General features: G+C 55.2%; 15 protein-coding genes. 10 read left to right on the top strand and 5 right to left on the bottom strand.

Features of this window, described 5'->3' with window-relative positions:
- Positions 1–35 precede the first annotated feature (35 nt).
- From BEI65_RS17575 to BEI65_RS17565, 3 genes are read left to right on the top strand one after another with little or no spacing between them, the layout of a single operon-like run.
- Positions 36–641: a transcriptional regulator gene (locus tag BEI65_RS17575; RefSeq protein ID WP_099064436.1), complete on the top strand. Its 606-nt coding sequence runs from the start codon at positions 36–38 to the stop codon at positions 639–641.
- Complete coding sequence (locus tag BEI65_RS17570) at positions 638–1,606, top strand: threonine/serine dehydratase (protein ID WP_099064435.1); 969 nt, start codon at positions 638–640, stop codon at positions 1,604–1,606. Before BEI65_RS17575 ends, BEI65_RS17570 begins: the two co-directional genes overlap by 4 nt.
- Positions 1,593–2,534, top strand: coding sequence for an ornithine cyclodeaminase family protein (locus tag BEI65_RS17565; protein WP_099064434.1), 942 nt, complete (start codon positions 1,593–1,595; stop codon positions 2,532–2,534). Before BEI65_RS17570 ends, BEI65_RS17565 begins: the two co-directional genes overlap by 14 nt.
- A gap of 45 nt (positions 2,535–2,579) precedes the next feature.
- On the opposite strand, the gene yidA is transcribed toward BEI65_RS17565, so the two are convergent.
- From yidA to dnaA, 5 genes are all read right to left on the bottom strand, one after another.
- Entirely contained in the window at positions 2,580–3,395 is an 816-nt protein-coding gene (yidA, locus tag BEI65_RS17560) for a sugar-phosphatase (protein ID WP_099064433.1), read from the bottom strand.
- A 242-nt stretch (positions 3,396–3,637) separates the two neighbouring features.
- Positions 3,638–6,052 (bottom strand): DNA topoisomerase (ATP-hydrolyzing) subunit B, encoded by a 2,415-nt coding sequence (gene gyrB, locus BEI65_RS17555; protein WP_099064432.1) that lies wholly within the window; start codon positions 6,050–6,052, stop codon positions 3,638–3,640.
- Between the two features lie 18 nt (positions 6,053–6,070).
- Entirely contained in the window at positions 6,071–7,156 is a 1,086-nt protein-coding gene (recF, locus tag BEI65_RS17550) for a DNA replication/repair protein RecF (protein WP_099064431.1), read from the bottom strand.
- 45 nt (positions 7,157–7,201) lie between these two features.
- Entirely contained in the window at positions 7,202–8,302 is a 1,101-nt protein-coding gene (gene dnaN, locus BEI65_RS17545; protein ID WP_099064430.1) for a DNA polymerase III subunit beta, read from the bottom strand.
- Between the two features lie 4 nt (positions 8,303–8,306).
- Complete coding sequence (gene dnaA / locus BEI65_RS17540) at positions 8,307–9,698, bottom strand: chromosomal replication initiator protein DnaA (RefSeq protein WP_012004506.1); 1,392 nt, start codon at positions 9,696–9,698, stop codon at positions 8,307–8,309.
- Between the two features lie 682 nt (positions 9,699–10,380).
- Here dnaA and rpmH point away from each other — a divergent pair.
- From rpmH to BEI65_RS17505, 7 genes are all read left to right on the top strand, one after another.
- Positions 10,381–10,521 carry a 50S ribosomal protein L34 gene (rpmH, locus tag BEI65_RS17535; RefSeq protein ID WP_003849659.1) on the top strand — a complete coding sequence of 47 codons (141 nt, stop codon included), beginning with the start codon at positions 10,381–10,383 and terminating at the stop codon, positions 10,519–10,521.
- 18 nt (positions 10,522–10,539) lie between these two features.
- Positions 10,540–10,899: a ribonuclease P protein component gene (gene rnpA, locus BEI65_RS17530; protein ID WP_025123954.1), complete on the top strand. Its 360-nt coding sequence runs from the start codon at positions 10,540–10,542 to the stop codon at positions 10,897–10,899.
- Positions 10,863–11,120 carry a membrane protein insertion efficiency factor YidD gene (gene yidD, locus BEI65_RS17525; protein WP_012004505.1) on the top strand — a complete coding sequence of 86 codons (258 nt, stop codon included), beginning with the start codon at positions 10,863–10,865 and terminating at the stop codon, positions 11,118–11,120. Before rnpA ends, yidD begins: the two co-directional genes overlap by 37 nt.
- 2 nt (positions 11,121–11,122) lie before the next feature.
- Positions 11,123–12,760 (top strand): membrane protein insertase YidC, encoded by a 1,638-nt coding sequence (gene yidC, locus BEI65_RS17520; protein ID WP_085120151.1) that lies wholly within the window; start codon positions 11,123–11,125, stop codon positions 12,758–12,760.
- Positions 12,761–12,861: 101 nt separating this feature from the next.
- Positions 12,862–14,226, top strand: a complete 1,365-nt coding sequence (gene mnmE / locus BEI65_RS17515; protein ID WP_099064429.1) for a tRNA uridine-5-carboxymethylaminomethyl(34) synthesis GTPase MnmE — start codon at positions 12,862–12,864, stop codon at positions 14,224–14,226.
- Positions 14,227–14,382: 156 nt separating this feature from the next.
- On the top strand, positions 14,383–15,183 hold the full coding sequence (locus tag BEI65_RS17510) for an MBL fold metallo-hydrolase (RefSeq protein WP_099064428.1): 801 nt from the start codon (positions 14,383–14,385) through the stop codon (positions 15,181–15,183).
- A 122-nt stretch (positions 15,184–15,305) separates the two neighbouring features.
- A complete protein-coding gene (locus BEI65_RS17505) occupies positions 15,306–16,619 on the top strand; it encodes a lysine N(6)-hydroxylase/L-ornithine N(5)-oxygenase family protein (protein WP_099064427.1) in 1,314 nt (437 codons plus the stop codon).
- The last annotated feature ends 34 nt before the right edge of the window (positions 16,620–16,653 follow it).

Raw genomic sequence — 16,653 nt, 5'->3', positions numbered from 1 at the left:
CTAAATTGGATTTTTAAATCTAAAAAAAGATCACCATGCTGAACCGCTACCACGCCATCGCCGATGCCATTACGTTGTTGTTTGCCCCTTACGCCGAAGTGGCACTTCACGATCTTGCCAGCCAGAAGCTGGTTTACATCAGCAATAACCGATCGCAGCGTGAGCTGGGCGAAGACTCCAACCTGAGCGAACTACAGGACGATCGTGGTTTGCAGGTGATCGGCCCCTATCTGAAGCGCAATTGGGATGGCAGCCAACTGCGCTCTATCAGCGCAGTATTGCGCGATGATAATGGCGACCCTATTGGTCTGATGTGCATCAATCTTGATATCACCGTGCTGGAAAGCGCCAAAGCCGCGCTGGAAGTCTTTCTTGGCGGCAATGCCCTGCAACCGCAGCCGGACGTGCTGTTCCAGGACGACTGGCAGGAGCGCATCAACACCTTTATTCACCAATGGTTGCAACAACGCCAGCAAACGCTCAGCTCGCTTAACGGCGCTGGCCGGCGGGCCATGGTGGAGGCGCTGTATCACCAAGGGGCCTTCAAAGGAAAAAATGCCGCCGGCTACGTCGCCAAAATCCTCGGCATCGGCCGCGCTACCGTCTACAACTATCTGAAAAATATCAAGGAGTCTGTATGAGTCAGCTATTTGACGCGATTGTTACCGCCCATCAGCAATTGCGCCCGCAGGTTCGCGTGACCCCGCTGGAACGCAGCGTGCTGCTGTCACAGCAGTTGGGCTGCGAGCTGTATCTGAAATGCGACCATCTGCAACATACCGGCTCTTTCAAGTTTCGCGGCGCCAGCAACAAACTGCGGCTGCTGAGTGAGTCACAGCGCAGTCGCGGAGTGATCGCTGCCTCGACCGGCAATCACGGCCAGGCCGTCGCGCTGGCAGGAAAATTGATGGGCGTCAGCGTGACGGTGTATGCCCCGGAGACAGCAGCAGCGATCAAACTCGAGACCATCCGTGCGCTGGGTGGCAAGGTCGAGCTGGTACCGGGCGACGCGCTGAATGCCGAACAGGCGGGAGAAAAGGCCGCCGCTGAACAGGGCAAGGTCTATATTTCCCCCTATAACGACCCACAGGTGATTGCCGGCCAGGGTACCTGCGGCATGGAGTTGGTGGAGCAACAAGCGGATTTGGATGCGGTATTCGTCGCCGTGGGCGGCGGGGGTTATATCTCAGGAATTGGCACCGTTTTGCAGCAATTGTCGCCGAAAACCCAGCTTATTGCCTGCTGGCCGGAAAATGCCACCAGCATGTATAGCGCGCTACAGGCCGGTCATATTTACCCGGTAGAAGAGCAGGACACCCTGTCCGATGGTACCGCGGGCGGTGTCGAACCAGGTGCCATCACCTTCCCGCTGTGCCAGCAGGTAATCGATCGCAAAATATTGGTCAGTGAAGCGGAAATCAAACAGGCCATGCGTCAGATAGCCGCCAGCGATCGCTGGATCATCGAAGGCGCCGCCGGGGTGGCCTTGGCCGCCGCCATCAAACTGGCAGCGGAATTCCAGGGAAAAAAAGTGGCGGTGGTGCTGTGCGGGAAAAACATCGTGCTGGAGAAATACCTCAAGGCCATTGCCGATGAAAATCATTAACAAACGGCAGATCCTTGACGTTTTCAATGCAGATGCCGTCACTTTGTTGCTCAAACAGGGTTTTATTGCCTATTCACAGCAACAAGTGCAACAGCCGCCGGTACAGCATTTTCTGTTTGAACAGGCGGCTGGTGACAGCTGCATTAAATCGGCCTGGCTGGAAGGCGACGAGCAATTTGTCGTCAAGGTCTCTTCCGGCTTTTACCGTAATCCGGCGCAAGGGCTGGCCAGTAATCAGGGGCTGATGATGGCCTTCTCGGCGCAAACCGGTGAGCCGCAGGCACTGTTGCTGGACGAAGGTTGGCTAACCGCATTACGCACCGCGCTGGCCGGGCGAATTGCCGCCGAACTCTGCGCTCCGGCGGAGATCCCGGCGATTGGCATCGTCGGTTGCGGCATGCAGGCCCGGTTGCAGTTGCAACAGTTAAAACCCCAGACCGCCTGCCGCGAGGTTTGGGTATGGGGTCGCAACGAAGTCGCTTTGCAAGCCTACCGGTGCGATGCCGAAGCCGAAGGTTTCCGGGTGCAGATCACCCAGGATGCGGCGGAACTGGCAGCGCACTGCCGCTTGATTGTCACCACCACTCCGAGTCGCGAACCCATTCTGCAGGCGGCGGATATCCAGCCCGGTACCCACATCACCGCGGTCGGCGCGGACAGTCACGGCAAGCAAGAGCTGGCAGCCGATCTGGTGGCCAGGGCGGATGTGCTGTTGGTGGATTCTTTGGCACAATGTACCGAGTTTGGTGAGATCGCTACTGCTTACCGGCAGGGTTTGCTTAAATCGACGCCGATCGTCGAACTGGGTACCGCATTGGCTCAGGGGATAAAAGTGCGCAGCGACCCTCAGCAAATCACCCTGGCCGATCTGACCGGGCTGGCGATTCAGGACGTGCAGATTGTGAAGGGCATTTTAGCGCGGTTATAAGCGGCTTAAAGGGGCGCGGCTGCGCCCCTTGGAGGCAAAATACTATCAGGCATTCAGCACAAATTTCTCGATGGCGCGGGCTACACCGTCTTCAGTGTTGGTAGTGGTAACGTACTGTGCTACCGCTTTCAGTTCCGGGATAGCATTGCCCATTGCCACGCCCAACCCGGCATACTCAATCATCGCCGTGTCGTTGGCTTGATCGCCCAACGTCATCACATTTTCACGCGCAATACCGAGATGATCGGCCAGCATTTTCACCCCAGCCCCCTTATCCACTTTCTGATGCAAGATTTCCAGGTAATAAGGCGCGCTTTTCAGGATGGTGTAACGTTCCCGCGTTTCTGCCGGGATGCGAGCGATAGCGCGATCCAACAGCTCCGGTTCGTCGATCATCATCACTTTCGGGAAACGAATCGAAGGATCCATCTCTTCCACGCTGCGGTATTTCAGCGGAATACCGGTCATCTCAGACTCATGTACGGTGTATTTGCCGATATCCTTGTTCGGGGTATACAAAGTGTCAAAATCAAACGCCTGGAAATGGACGCCAAACTCGCGAGCCATCTTCTCGAAGTGCAGGTAATCCTCAAAACCCAGCGTTTCCTGCAGGATGCAGGCGCCGTCTGCCGCCTGTAAAACCAGTGCGCCGTTATAGGTAATACAGAAATCACCGGGGCCCTGAATATCCAACTGACGCAGATAATCCTGCACGCCGACGTAAGGCCGCCCGGTGGCCAGCACCACATGCACCCCTTTGCGGCGTGCCTCGGCGATCGCCTGCTTTACCGCCGGCGTAATCTGGTGCTGCGGGTTGAGCAGCGTGCCGTCCATATCAATCGCAATCAATTCAATAGCCATTAGAGCCTCTCCCAGTGGTTTTCCCCATGCTAACGCGTTTCAGCCCGTAATGTCAGCGCCAAAAACGGCGTAAAAAAATCCGCGCGGGTTGCCCGGCGCGGATTTTCAATGCCCCCATCATACTTCAGGCTGCCTCTTTGTTGGCTGCCTTGACTCACCCCAGTCACTTAGTTATCTAAGCTCCTGGGGATTCGCTCAGTTGCCGCCTTGATGCAACCTGAATTATTTTGGGGAGAAAGGGGTTAGATATCGATGTTTGCCGCTTTCAGGGCATTTTCTTCGATAAAGGCACGACGAGGTTCAACCGCATCACCCATCAGGGTGGTGAACAGTTGGTCAGCAGCAATGGCGTCCTTCACCGTCACGCGCAGCATGCGGCGGCTTTCCGGATCCATGGTGGTTTCCCACAGCTGCTCTGGGTTCATTTCGCCCAGACCTTTATAACGCTGTACTGCCAGACCACGGCGTGACTCTTTCACCAGCCACTCCAACGCCTGCTCGAAGCTTTCAATCGGCTGACGACGCTCACCACGTTCGATGTAGGCATCTTCTTCGATCAGGCCGCGCAGTTTCTCACCCAGCACGCAGATTTTGCGGTATTCACCGCCGTGGATGAATTCGAAGTCCAGCGCGTAGTCGGTGTCCACACCGTGGGTACGAATGCGCAGGATCGGCTCAAACATCTGGCGCTCACGGTTCTCAAAGATCACCGAGTCATAGCTGCTGCCGTGCTGTTCTTTATCGTTCAGCAATTTCACCAGCGAATCAATCCAGGTCTTAACCTTGGCTTGATCGCTCAAATCGCCTTCCAACAACGTCGGCTGGTAGATCAGGTTGTTCAGCAGTGCACGCGGGTAGCGGCGCTCCATGCGACCGATCAGCTTCTGCACGCTGTAGTGCTCGGCAACCAGTTTCTCCAATGGCTCACCGGCAAGCGCAGGGGCGCTGGCGTTGGTGTGCAGGGTGGCACCGTCCATCGCGATGGCGATTTGGTACTGATCCATCGCCTCGTCATCTTTGATGTACTGCTCTTGCTTGCCTTTTTTCACCTTGTACAGCGGCGGCTGGGCAATGAACACGTGACCGCGCTCAATGATTTCCGGCATCTGACGGTAGAAGAAGGTCAACAGCAGCGTACGGATGTGCGAGCCATCGACGTCGGCATCGGTCATGATAATGATGCTGTGATAGCGCAGCTTGTCCGGGTTGTACTCATCGCGGCCAATGCCGCAACCCAGTGCAGTGATCAGTGTCGCGACTTCCTGTGAAGACAGCATCTTGTCGAAGCGCGCCTTCTCAACGTTGAGGATTTTACCTTTCAACGGCAGGATCGCCTGGTTCTTACGGTTACGCCCCTGCTTGGCAGAGCCGCCCGCTGAGTCCCCTTCCACTAGGTACAGTTCAGACAGTGCCGGGTCACGTTCCTGGCAATCCGCCAGTTTGCCCGGCAGGCCGGCCAGATCCAATGCGCCTTTACGACGGGTCATTTCACGCGCTTTACGCGCTGCTTCACGAGCACGTGCCGCATCGATGATTTTGCCGACGACGATTTTCGCATCGCTCGGGTTTTCCATCAGATAATCGACCAGCTTCTCGTTCATCAGCGTTTCAACCGCCGTTTTCACCTCAGAAGAAACCAGCTTGTCTTTGGTCTGAGAAGAGAACTTCGGATCCGGCACTTTCACCGAAACCACAGCAATCAGGCCTTCACGCGCATCGTCACCGGTGGCGCTGATTTTGGCTTTTTTGCTGTAGCCTTCTTTATCCATGTAGCTGTTCAGGGTACGGGTCATCGCGGTACGGAAACCGACCAGGTGGGTACCCCCATCACGCTGTGGGATGTTGTTGGTGAAGCAGTAGATATTTTCCTGGAAACCGTCGTTCCACTGCAACGCCACTTCCACACCGATGTCGTCTTTCATGGTCGAGAAATAAAACACGTTTGGATGGATCGGGGTTTTGTTTTTGTTCAGGTACTCAACAAACGCCTTGATACCGCCTTCATAGTGGAAGTGGTCTTCTTTGTCCGTGCGTTTGTCTTTCAGGCGGATAGACACGCCAGAGTTCAGGAATGAGAGTTCGCGCAGGCGCTTGGCCAGAATATCGTACTCAAATTCGACATTATTGGTGAAGGTTTCATAGCTCGGCCAGAAACGCACCGTGGTGCCGGTCTGATCGGTTTCACCGACCACTTTCAGCGGCGCCTGTGGTTCACCCATGGCGTAGGTTTGCTCGTGCACCTTGCCTTCGCGACGGATCACCAGTTCCAGTTTTTCAGACAGGGCGTTAACAACCGAAACACCCACGCCGTGCAGACCGCCAGAAACCTTGTAGGAGTTGTCATCAAATTTGCCGCCGGCATGCAGCACGGTCATGATCACCTGTGCCGCAGAAACCCCTTCCTCTTCGTGAATACCGGTCGGGATACCACGGCCGTCATCCTGTACCGAAACGGAGTTATCGGCATGGATGGTCACCTGGATGTCACTACAGTGGCCAGCGAGTGCTTCGTCGATAGCGTTGTCCACAACCTCGAATACCATGTGGTGCAGACCGGTGCCATCATCGGTGTCGCCGATATACATGCCCGGGCGCTTACGCACCGCGTCCAGCCCTTTTAATACCTTGATACTTGAGGAGTCATAAGAATTCGACATCAACGTTTCTCGCTCATTTTAGTCCTGTGGTTGAACCTCTATTTTACCTTGTTCCACGCGGAACATCTTGCCCTTTTCACCGGCCATATCGGTCACTTGTTCAGCGCTCACGGCACTGACAAAGACCTGGGCCTGGGTGGCTTTCAGGCGATCGGCCAGTAACCGGCGACGGCCGGTGTCCAGCTCGGAGGCAAAATCATCAATCAGATACAGGCAACGCCGCCCGCTCTGCCGGGTGAGAAACTCACCCTGCGCTAAGCGCAACGCGCACATCAGCAGTTTAAGCTGACCGCGCGATAACAAATCCTCTACCGGCGTGCCGTCGGCACGGATGCGAAAGTCCGCCTTATGCGGCCCCACCGCGGTATAGGTTAACGCCCTGTCACGCTCAAACTGGCGCTCCAGCAGCTCTCCGTAGTCGCTCTCTTTGTCCCAGCCACGCTGGAAAGAGAAACTCAGGGCAAATTCGGGCAAAAACTGCGCGCATGTCGCGGTAATATCCGCGGCAATCGCGTCGCTGTAAGCTGCCCGCCACTCGCTGATACGCTCGGCCAAGGGGATCAGTTCCTGATCCCAGGCGCGGATCTGCGCATAGCGACTGACCTGGCGCAGCGCGGCATTGCGCTGCTTCAGTAACCGTTTCAGGTTGCTCCAGGCGGTGAAAAAACCGGGTTCGTTATGAAAACAGCCCCAGTCCAGGAAGGCGCGCCGGAATTTCGGCCCACCGTTTAGCAGGGTAAAACCTTCGGGGGTAATCAGTTGCATCGGCAATAGCTGCGCCAGTTCAGCCACTTTGTGGCCGTCGCTGCCATCGATGCGTACCTTGCTGTCCCCTTGACGGCTCTTGCTTAATCCTACGGATATTTCACGTTCTGCACCGTCAATACGGCCGTGCAAAATAAACTCCGGCTGGTCGTGGCGGATCACCCGACCGGCCTGCAGGCTGCGAAAAGCCCGCCCGTGCCCGAGGGTGTAAACCGCCTCAAGCACGCTGGTCTTTCCGCTGCCATTGGGCCCCACCAGGAAGTTGAATCCCGGCGCCAGCGCCAAATCTGCATCTTCTATATTGCGAAAATCTTTAATCAGTAAACGCGTCAGAGCCATGCAATCTCTTTACCGATGACGGTGCTGTAATTCAAGGTAATGAGACTACAACCGCATCGGCATGACGACATAAGCCGCTGCCTGGCTGGCACCGTCTTCGATCTGCACGCTGGAAACCGAGTCGGTCAGCAGCAGGCGCACATCTTCACACTTGAGCGCGTTCAATACATCCAGCACGTAACTGACGTTGAAACCAATTTCCATCTCGGTGCCGTCGTAGCTGACATCGAGGATCTCTTCCGCTTCTTCCTGTTCAGGGTTGTTGGCGGTGATCTTGAGCTGGTTTTGGCTGACATACAGCCGCACGCCACGGAACTTTTCGTTCGACAAAATGGCCGCGCGAGCAAATGCCTGCTTGAGCAGATCGCAACCGGCTTCCAGCGTTTTGTCCGGATTCTTCGGCAATACGCGACGATAATCAGGGAAACGACCGTCAACCAGCTTGGAAGTGAAGATAAAGTCGCCGACGTGGGCGCGGATGTTGTTACTGCCGATCTGCAGTTGCAGCAGCGTATCGCCGCCGTCCAGCAGACGCACCAGTTCCATCACCCCTTTACGCGGCACGATCACCGAATGCGACGGCAATTGCTGACCGATCGGCATCGAACACACTGCCAGACGGTGACCATCGGTCGCCACGGTACGCAGCTCTTCACCTTCGGTTTCAAACAGCATGCCGTTTAAGTAGTAACGCACATCCTGGTGAGCCATCGAGAACTGCGTGGCTTCGATCAGGCGCTTCAACGTCGCCTGCGGCAAAGAAAATTCAACTTCACTCTGCCAGTCGTCCAGGTTCGGGAAATCTACCGCGGGCAACGTAGAGAGAGAGAAGCGACTGCGGCCGGAACGCACCAGCATACGCTCGCCTTCCAACGTTACAGTGATCTCGGCCCCTTCAGGCAAGCCACGGCAGATATCAAAGAGTTTACGCGCGGGGACGGTAGTCGCGCCCGCTTCATGGGGTTGGGACAGGGCAACGCGCGCCACCATCTCCATCTCCAGATCGGTACCGGTCAACAGCAGGGAGCCTTCCGTCACCTGCAGCAGCAGGTTACCCAGAATTGGCAGTGTTGGGCGGCCGCCCAGCGGGCTGCTCACCTGTTGCAGCGGTTTTAGCAGATGCTCACGTTCAACGATAAATTTCATAGCGCTAGGAAGATAATGTTCTGATTAAATTGGAGAAATCTTCTTTGATGTCGTGACTTTCTTCACGTAACTGCTCAATCTTCCGGCAGGCGTGCAACACCGTGGTATGGTCGCGGCCACCAAACGCATCGCCGATTTCTGGCAGGCTGTGGTTGGTGAGTTCTTTTGCCAGCGCCATCGCCATTTGGCGCGGACGAGCAACGGAACGCGAACGCCGCTTGGACAACAAATCAGCGATTTTAATTTTATAGTATTCCGCCACCGTCTTTTGAATATTATCGATGGTGACCAGCTTTTCCTGCAGCGCCAGTAGATCACGCAGCGCTTCACGCACGAAATCAATGGTAATGGCACGGCCGGTAAAGTTTGCGTTGGCGATCACGCGGTTCAGCGCCCCTTCGAGCTCACGCACGTTGGAACGCAGGCGCTTGGCGATAAAGAACGCCACTTCGCCCGGCAGACGGATATTGTTCTCATCGGCCTTTTTCATCAGGATCGCTACGCGCGTTTCCAGCTCCGGCGGTTCGATCGCTACCGTCAGCCCCCAACCGAAGCGGGATTTCAGACGATCTTCCACCCCGTTTATCTCTTTCGGATAACGGTCGGAGGTCAGGATAATCTGCTGATTGCCTTCCAACAGGGCGTTAAAGGTATGGAAGAACTCTTCCTGCGAACGCTCTTTATTGGCAAAAAATTGTATGTCATCGATCAGCAGCGCATCGACCGAACGGTAGTAACGCTTAAATTCTTCAATGGCATTGTTCTGCAGGGCTTTGACCATGTCCTGCACAAAGCGTTCCGAGTGCATATAGACCACTTTGGCGTTGGCCTTGCGTGCCATGATGCCGTTGCCCACCGCATGTAACAGGTGAGTTTTACCCAAACCGGTACCGCCATAAAGGAACAACGGGTTATAGGCTCCGCCCGGGTTATCCGCCACCTGGCGGGCCGCCGCGCGCGCCAATTGGTTGGATTTACCCTCTACAAAGTTATCAAAGGTATGCTTTGGGTTAACGTTGGAGCGGTAAGAAAGTTCAGGCTGCGGTGCCGCGTTGTCCCAGCTTGGGCGCGAAGGTGCCGCGACGCGTACTATTGGCGCGCTGGGTGCACTTACGCTGGCAGTAACGGTCTGGCTGATGATTTGGGAGAGCGGTTTGCTACCCACTTCAAAACGCAGTAATGGGGCATCCGTACCGCAGAAATCATTCAACAGGCCATTGATATTGTTTAAGTATTTATCGCGAACCCAATCCAGCACAAAACGATTGGGCGCATAAAGCGCCAGGGTATTGTCACTCAGTTCCGCCTGCAATGGGCGTATCCACATACTAAATTCTGTGGCAGGTAACTCATCCTGCAATCGGGCAAGACACTGCTGCCAAAGCGAAAGTGACACGGCGGACTCCACTCGAACAAGATCAATAAAAGAAAAGAATCAGGCTAATTTTTTATAACTCATGATTTTTGACACATACCCGGCATCGGCTGTTTGCCTGTGGGGGATGCGAACCGCCTTTCACGGTTTATGTCCCTCACGATCCCCGCTTGAGAGATCGCGATCGGAATGACGGATCATAGCGCAATCCGCGCAAGAGATCCTCCCCTTCATCACAGATTAGATCCATTTTATCCACAGGCCCCGGCCTGCGGCGATCTTTTCGCCAGTCTCGTTAAATTGCAGGCAAAATCCCGCGTGGGGAAAGGGATTTTTTACATTGTCAACCGGTTATACCCTGTTATCCACGCAAGATCCTTGCTTTTCCCCCTAAGGATCGCATCGGGATCCTTGCGATTTACCTCCGAGTCCGTATAATCTTCGCCCTACGTGTGTACCTGGTTCCTAAATGGTGTGTCATTAACCAGACAGGATTCTGCGGTGACCACGGGCCAATACCGGATTTTACTCCGAATTGGCAGACAACCAGGTAGGCTAGCGCAATGTGAATTGACTCAGGACTGTACAATTATTACAATCCCGCCTCTTTATATATTGCGATTGAGGCGTCGGTCGTCTTCACGCCGAATAGCCAAACGCGTTTACTGATCAGTAATTATTTTAAGTTTAGGTAGAAATCGCCATGAAACGCACTTTCCAACCGTCCGTATTGAAGCGTAACCGTAGCCACGGTTTCCGTGCTCGTATGGCAACCAAGAATGGTCGTCAAGTTCTGGCCCGCCGTCGTGCGAAAGGCCGTTCTCGTCTGACTGTTTCTAAGTAATAAAAGCTAACCCGCTGAGTGGTTAAGCTCGCTTTTCCCAGGGAGTTACGTTTGTTAACTCCCACTCACTTCACTTTCGTCTTCCAGCAGCCACAACGGGCTGGCACGCCGCAAATCACCATCCTCGGCCGCCTGAACCAGCTGGGGCATCCCCGCATCGGTCTTACCGTCGCCAAAAAACACGTCAAACGCGCGCATGAACGCAACCGGATCAAACGCCTAACCCGCGAAAGCTTCCGTTTACTTCAGCACGAGTTACCGGCGATGGATTTTGTCGTGGTGGCCAAAAAAGGGATAGCGGATTTGGATAACCGCGCGCTGACGGAAGCTTTGGAAAAATTATGGCGTCGCCACTGTCGCCAGGCTCCCGCATCCTGATCGGGCTGGTGCGGGCTTACCAGCTCGTCATCAGTCCGCTGCTTGGGCCTCGTTGTCGCTTCCAGCCGACATGCTCTCATTACGCAATTGAGGCATTAAGCAGGTTTGGCATGATAAAAGGCAGTTGGTTAGCATTGAAACGCGTATTAAAATGCCACCCCTTGAACCCAGGTGGCGATGATCCCGTGCCGCCGAAACCCGACGATAACAGAGAACACTAACGATGGATTCGCAACGCAATCTTCTCCTCATCGCTCTGCTGTTCGTGTCTTTCATGATCTGGCAAGCCTGGCAAACGGACAATGCTCCGCAACCAGTCGCGCAGACCACGCAACAGACTTCGAACACTGCTACCGGTGATGCCGCAAGCTCAGCAGTTCCAGCCAGTGGCCAGGGTAAACTGATTACCGTTAACACTGACGTGCTGTCGCTGACCATCAACACCCGTGGTGGTGATATCGAGCAGGCTAAACTGTTGGCCTACCCGGACACTCTGGGTTCATCGACGCCATTCCAATTGCTGGAAACCACACCGTCATTTGTTTATCAGGCGCAAAGCGGCCTGACCGGCAGAAACGGTCCGGATAACCCGGCAAACGGCGAACGTCCTCTGTTCCAGGCGGCGCAGGACAGCTACACCCTGCCGGAAGGCCAGGAAGAGCTGCGCATTCCGCTGACCTTTACCGGTAAAGACGGTGCCATCTACACCAAGACTTTCGTGCTCAAGCGTAACCATTACGCGGTTGGCGTTGACTACAACGTCGACAACAAAAGCACCACTCCGCTGGAACTGACCCTGTTCGGCCAACTGAAGCAGACCACCGAGCTGCCTAAGCACCGTGACACCGGCAGCAACAACTTCGCCCTGCACACCTTCCGTGGCGCGGCGTACTCTTCCAGCGATGACAAATATCAGAAGTATGCGTTCGATAAGGACGAGAACCTGAGTGTGACCACGCAGGGCGGTTGGGTTGCGATGCTGCAACAATACTTCGCCACCGCCTGGGTACCGGCAACTCAGGGTAGCAATACCTTCTATACCGCCAAGCCTGGCGACAACCTGTCCACCATCGGCTTCAAATCTACTCCGGTAGTAGTGCAGCCTGGTGCGCAGCAACAACTGAACGCGACCCTGTGGGTTGGCCCGGAGCTGCAGGATCAGATGGCCCAACTGGCGCCGCATCTGGACCTGACCGTGGATTACGGTTGGTTGTGGTTCATCTCCCAGCCGCTGTTCAAACTGCTGAAGTTCATCCACGGCTTTATCGGTAACTGGGGCTTCTCAATTATCATCATCACCTTCATCGTGCGTGGCATCATGTACCCGCTGACCAAAGCGCAGTACACCTCGATGGCGAAAATGCGCATGCTGCAGCCTAAACTGCAGGCGATGCGTGAGCGTATCGGTGATGACAAACAGCGCATGAGCCAAGAGATGATGGCGCTGTACAAGTCTGAGAAAGTGAATCCGTTGGGGGGTTGTCTGCCGCTGGTTATCCAGATGCCAATCTTCCTGGCGCTGTACTACATGTTGATGGGCTCGGTTGAGCTGCGCCATGCGCCGTTCGCCCTGTGGATCCATGACCTGTCGGCGCAAGACCCGTACTACATCTTGCCAATCCTGATGGGCGTGACGATGTTCTTCATCCAGAAGATGTCGCCGACCACCGTGACTGACCCGATGCAGCAGAAAATCATGACCTTTATGCCGGTGATCTTCACAGTGTTCTTCCTGTGGTTCCCGTCCGGTCTGGTGCTGTACTACATCGTCAGTAACCTGGTGACCATCATCCAGCAGCAGTTGATTTATCGCGGCCTGGAAAAACGTGGCTTACACAGCCGCGACAAGAAAAAGACCTAAGCGTATTGTAGGGGTTCGGCGCGCTGAACCCTTGCAGCGATAGATAAGAGGCGGTCATTAAGACCGCCTTTTTGCATATTGAATTGTCAGAGAGAGTCACTATGAGCACCACCGATACCATCGTAGCCCAAGCCACTCCGCCGGGACGCGGCGGCGTCGGCATTCTGCGTATTTCCGGCCGTGGCGCCAAAGACGTGGCCCAGGCCCTGCTCGGTAAGCTACCGAAGCCGCGTTACGCCGATTATCTGCCATTCCGTGATGCCGAGGGTGCGACCCTCGATCAGGGCATTGCGCTGTGGTTCCCGGGGCCCAATTCGTTTACCGGCGAAGACGTGCTGGAACTGCAAGGCCACGGCGGCCCGGTGATCCTCGATCTGCTGCTCAAACGCGTACTGGCGCTTCCCGGCATGCGTATCGCGCGGCCCGGCGAGTTTTCCGAACGTGCATTCCTCAATGACAAGCTGGACCTTGCACAGGCCGAGGCGATTGCCGACCTGATCGACGCCAGTTCCGAGCAGGCAGCCCGCTCAGCCATGAACTCGCTGCAGGGGGCTTTTTCCACCCGCATCCACCAGCTTGTGGAAGCACTTACTCACCTGCGGATCTACGTGGAAGCGGCCATCGACTTCCCCGATGAAGAAATCGACTTCCTGTCTGACGGTAAAATCGAAGCGCAGCTCAATGGCGTCATGGCCGATCTGGACAACGTACGCGCAGAAGCACGCCAGGGCAGCCTGTTGCGTGAAGGAATGAAGGTGGTGATCGCCGGGCGGCCAAACGCCGGTAAATCCAGCCTGCTGAACGCGTTAGCTGGCCGAGAGGCAGCCATCGTTACCGATATCGCCGGTACCACCCGCGACGTTTTGCGCGAACATATTCACATCGACGGCATGCCATTGCACATCATCGACACCGCCGGCCTGCGTGAAGCTATCGACGAAGTTGAGCGCATTGGTATCGAACGTGCATGGAACGAGATCGAACAGGCGGATCGCGTGCTGTTTATGGTCGATGGCACCACCACCGCGGCCACCGAACCGGCTGAGATTTGGCCAGAGTTTATGACGCGTCTGCCGCACCGCCTGCCGATCACCGTGGTACGTAATAAAGCCGACATCACTGGTGAAACGCTGGGTATGACCGAAGTAAATGGTCACTCACTTATTCGCCTGTCGGCGCGTACCGGTGAGGGCATCGATCTGCTGCGCGACCACCTGAAGCAGAGCATGGGCTTCACCAGTAATATGGAGGGCGGCTTCCTGGCCCGCCGTCGCCACCTGCAAGCGCTGGAACAAGCGGCCCAGCATCTGGTCGAGGGCAAAGAACAGTTAGTGAGCGCTTACGCGGGGGAGCTGTTGGCCGAGGAATTACGCCTGGCCCAGCAAGCGCTGAGTGAAATCACCGGCGAATTCACCTCCGATGACCTGCTGGGACGCATCTTCTCCAGCTTCTGCATCGGCAAGTAAGCCATCAAATACCACCGATAGCCGGTTTTCTCCGCCAGAGCGGGTAAATTTTTTACCTGCTCTCGGTGATTGATGCCTGAGCGGCCGGTCACAGCACCCTTCAGGGCCAGCGCGATATACTGAGTGACAAAAGATCCCTTCTCAGGAAAGAGCAGCATGGCATTAACCCTCAGGGTGTTACTGGAAAATCGGCGTGCCGCAGGCGTGGACCCATCGCTGCGGGTGAAAGCCGGCCTAAGCCTGTTGATTCAGGATGAAACGGACTCGGTTTTGTTCGATACCGGCCCTGATGACAGTTTCCTGCATAACGCAGAGCTGATGGGCGTCGACCTGTCCGGGCTAACCGCGACGCTGCTGTCACATGGCCATTATGACCACTGCGGTGGCGTCCCCTGGCTAGCCGATAACAGCCGTATCATCTGCCATCCGCACATCGCCAATGAACGCTATTCGGCAGTGAAACTGCTGGGTAAAACCCGGAAAATCAAAAAATTATCGCTGGATATCGATTACTCACGGCATCAAATGGAGTACAGCAGTGAACCACTGCATATCAGCGAACGTTTTATCTGGTCCGGAGAAATCGCGGTTGCCGAGCCAAAGGCCTATGGCGTAATCAGTGGCAAAACGGAGGCGGTGGATTACGTTAGCGACGAGGGTGTGCTGATTTATAAGTCCGATCGTGGGCTGGTTATTATTACCGGCTGTGGGCATCGTGGGATCATTAACATCGTGCGTCATTGCCAAAAGATCACCGGGATCAATAAGATCCATGCGTTGATCGGCGGTTTCCACCTGCGCTGCGCCTCACCGCGCCTGTTATGGCAGGTCAGGCATTTTCTGAGTCAGCAAAAACCGGATAAGATCATGGGATGTCATTGTACCGGCACATGGGGACGGCTGTGGCTGCCGGAGATGATATCGCCGGCGACGGGAGACACTTTCGTTCTGGAATAAAACGCTAACAAGCACATTAGTTTTTACCGCCATCCCCCTGAACAGGGTCCGCTATCTCCCCTGGCTTGCCAAAAATCGCCTAAGCTTATCTCAGCGATTTCTGTCGGGAGAGATAAGAAAAAATGAATGAACCACTGGATTTACTGGGTATCGGCCTTGGCCCTTTCAACCTCAGCCTGGCCGCCCTGGCCTATGAAAGTGGTGCCCTCAATTATACCTTCCTCGATCGAAACGCCAGCTTCCGTTGGCATCCCGGCATGCTATTGCCTTCTGCCTATATGCAGACCTATGTGCTGCAGGATCTGGTCACAGCGGTGACACCCCGCAGCCAATTCTCCTTTATCAATTACCTGGTCGAGCAGAAAAAAATTTATCGTTTTTTGATCACCGAACAGCAAATTATCAGCCGTGAAGAGTTCTCGGACTACCTGAGTTGGGCCTGCGATAGATTAGATGGGCTACAGTTTTCGCAGTCGGTTGAAAGTATTGATTTTGACGATGACCAGCAGTTGTTCGAGGTACGCACCCTCAACCAGACCCTGTGGGCGAAGAATATTTGCCTGGGTACCGGCCATGACCCCTGGTTACCGGCGGAGTTTTACCCGGCGCTGGGAGAGAATTGTCTGCATGCCGCCGAAATAGCCATTCGCAATCCAGATCTGACGGGTAAACGGGTGGCCGTAATTGGGGGGGGTCAAAGCGGTGCAGATATTTTCCTGAACGCGCTGCGCGGTCACTGGGGAGAACCGGCGCAACTGGATTGGATTTCCCGCCGCCCGAACTTCCAACCGCTGGACGAGTCCGCTTTCACCAATGAGTATTTCACCCCGGAATACGTCGATTATTTTTATACGCTGCCGCAGGATATTCGCGAACGCGAAATCAGGACACAGAAACTGCCTGCCGACGGTATCAGCAATCATACGCTGCGCACGCTGTACCGAGAGTTATACATGCGTTTCGATGTCATGCATCAGCCACGCAATGTCCGTCTTTTGCCGCACCGCACGCTGCTGGCAATCGAACCGACGGATAAGGGCTACCAGCTGCGTACCCGCCACGGTTTGGAAAATCGCCAGGAAGGATTTCATGCCGACATCGTTATTTTAGCGACAGGTTACCGCCCTTCGCTCCCATCCTGTCTAAAACCCCTGTTGCCGCGCATTCCCTTTGACGATCAGCAGCATTTGCCGCTGCTGCCGGATTTTAACCTTGAGTGGCAAGGACCTGAACAGAATCGTATTTATGCGGTGAATGCCGGTATACATAGTCACGGCAGCGCCGAGGGTGGGCTCAGCCTGATGGCCTGGCGCTCTGCCCGCATTCTCAATCATCTCCTCGGTAAACCCCATTTTGATTTGACGCCTAACGCATCAATGATCCAATGGTGGAGTGACGCGGCACCGGACAATAATATTGAACAGGAAGATAAATAGGATAAAACGCATACTGTTTTTTAATGATAAATCC

Source organism: Serratia sp. BW106 (genome assembly GCF_002607755.1).
Classification (GTDB): Bacteria; Pseudomonadota; Gammaproteobacteria; order Enterobacterales; family Enterobacteriaceae; genus Serratia; species Serratia proteamaculans.
Note: the sequence above shows the minus strand (reverse complement) of the source record. Positions and strands in the feature narration are given on the sequence as shown.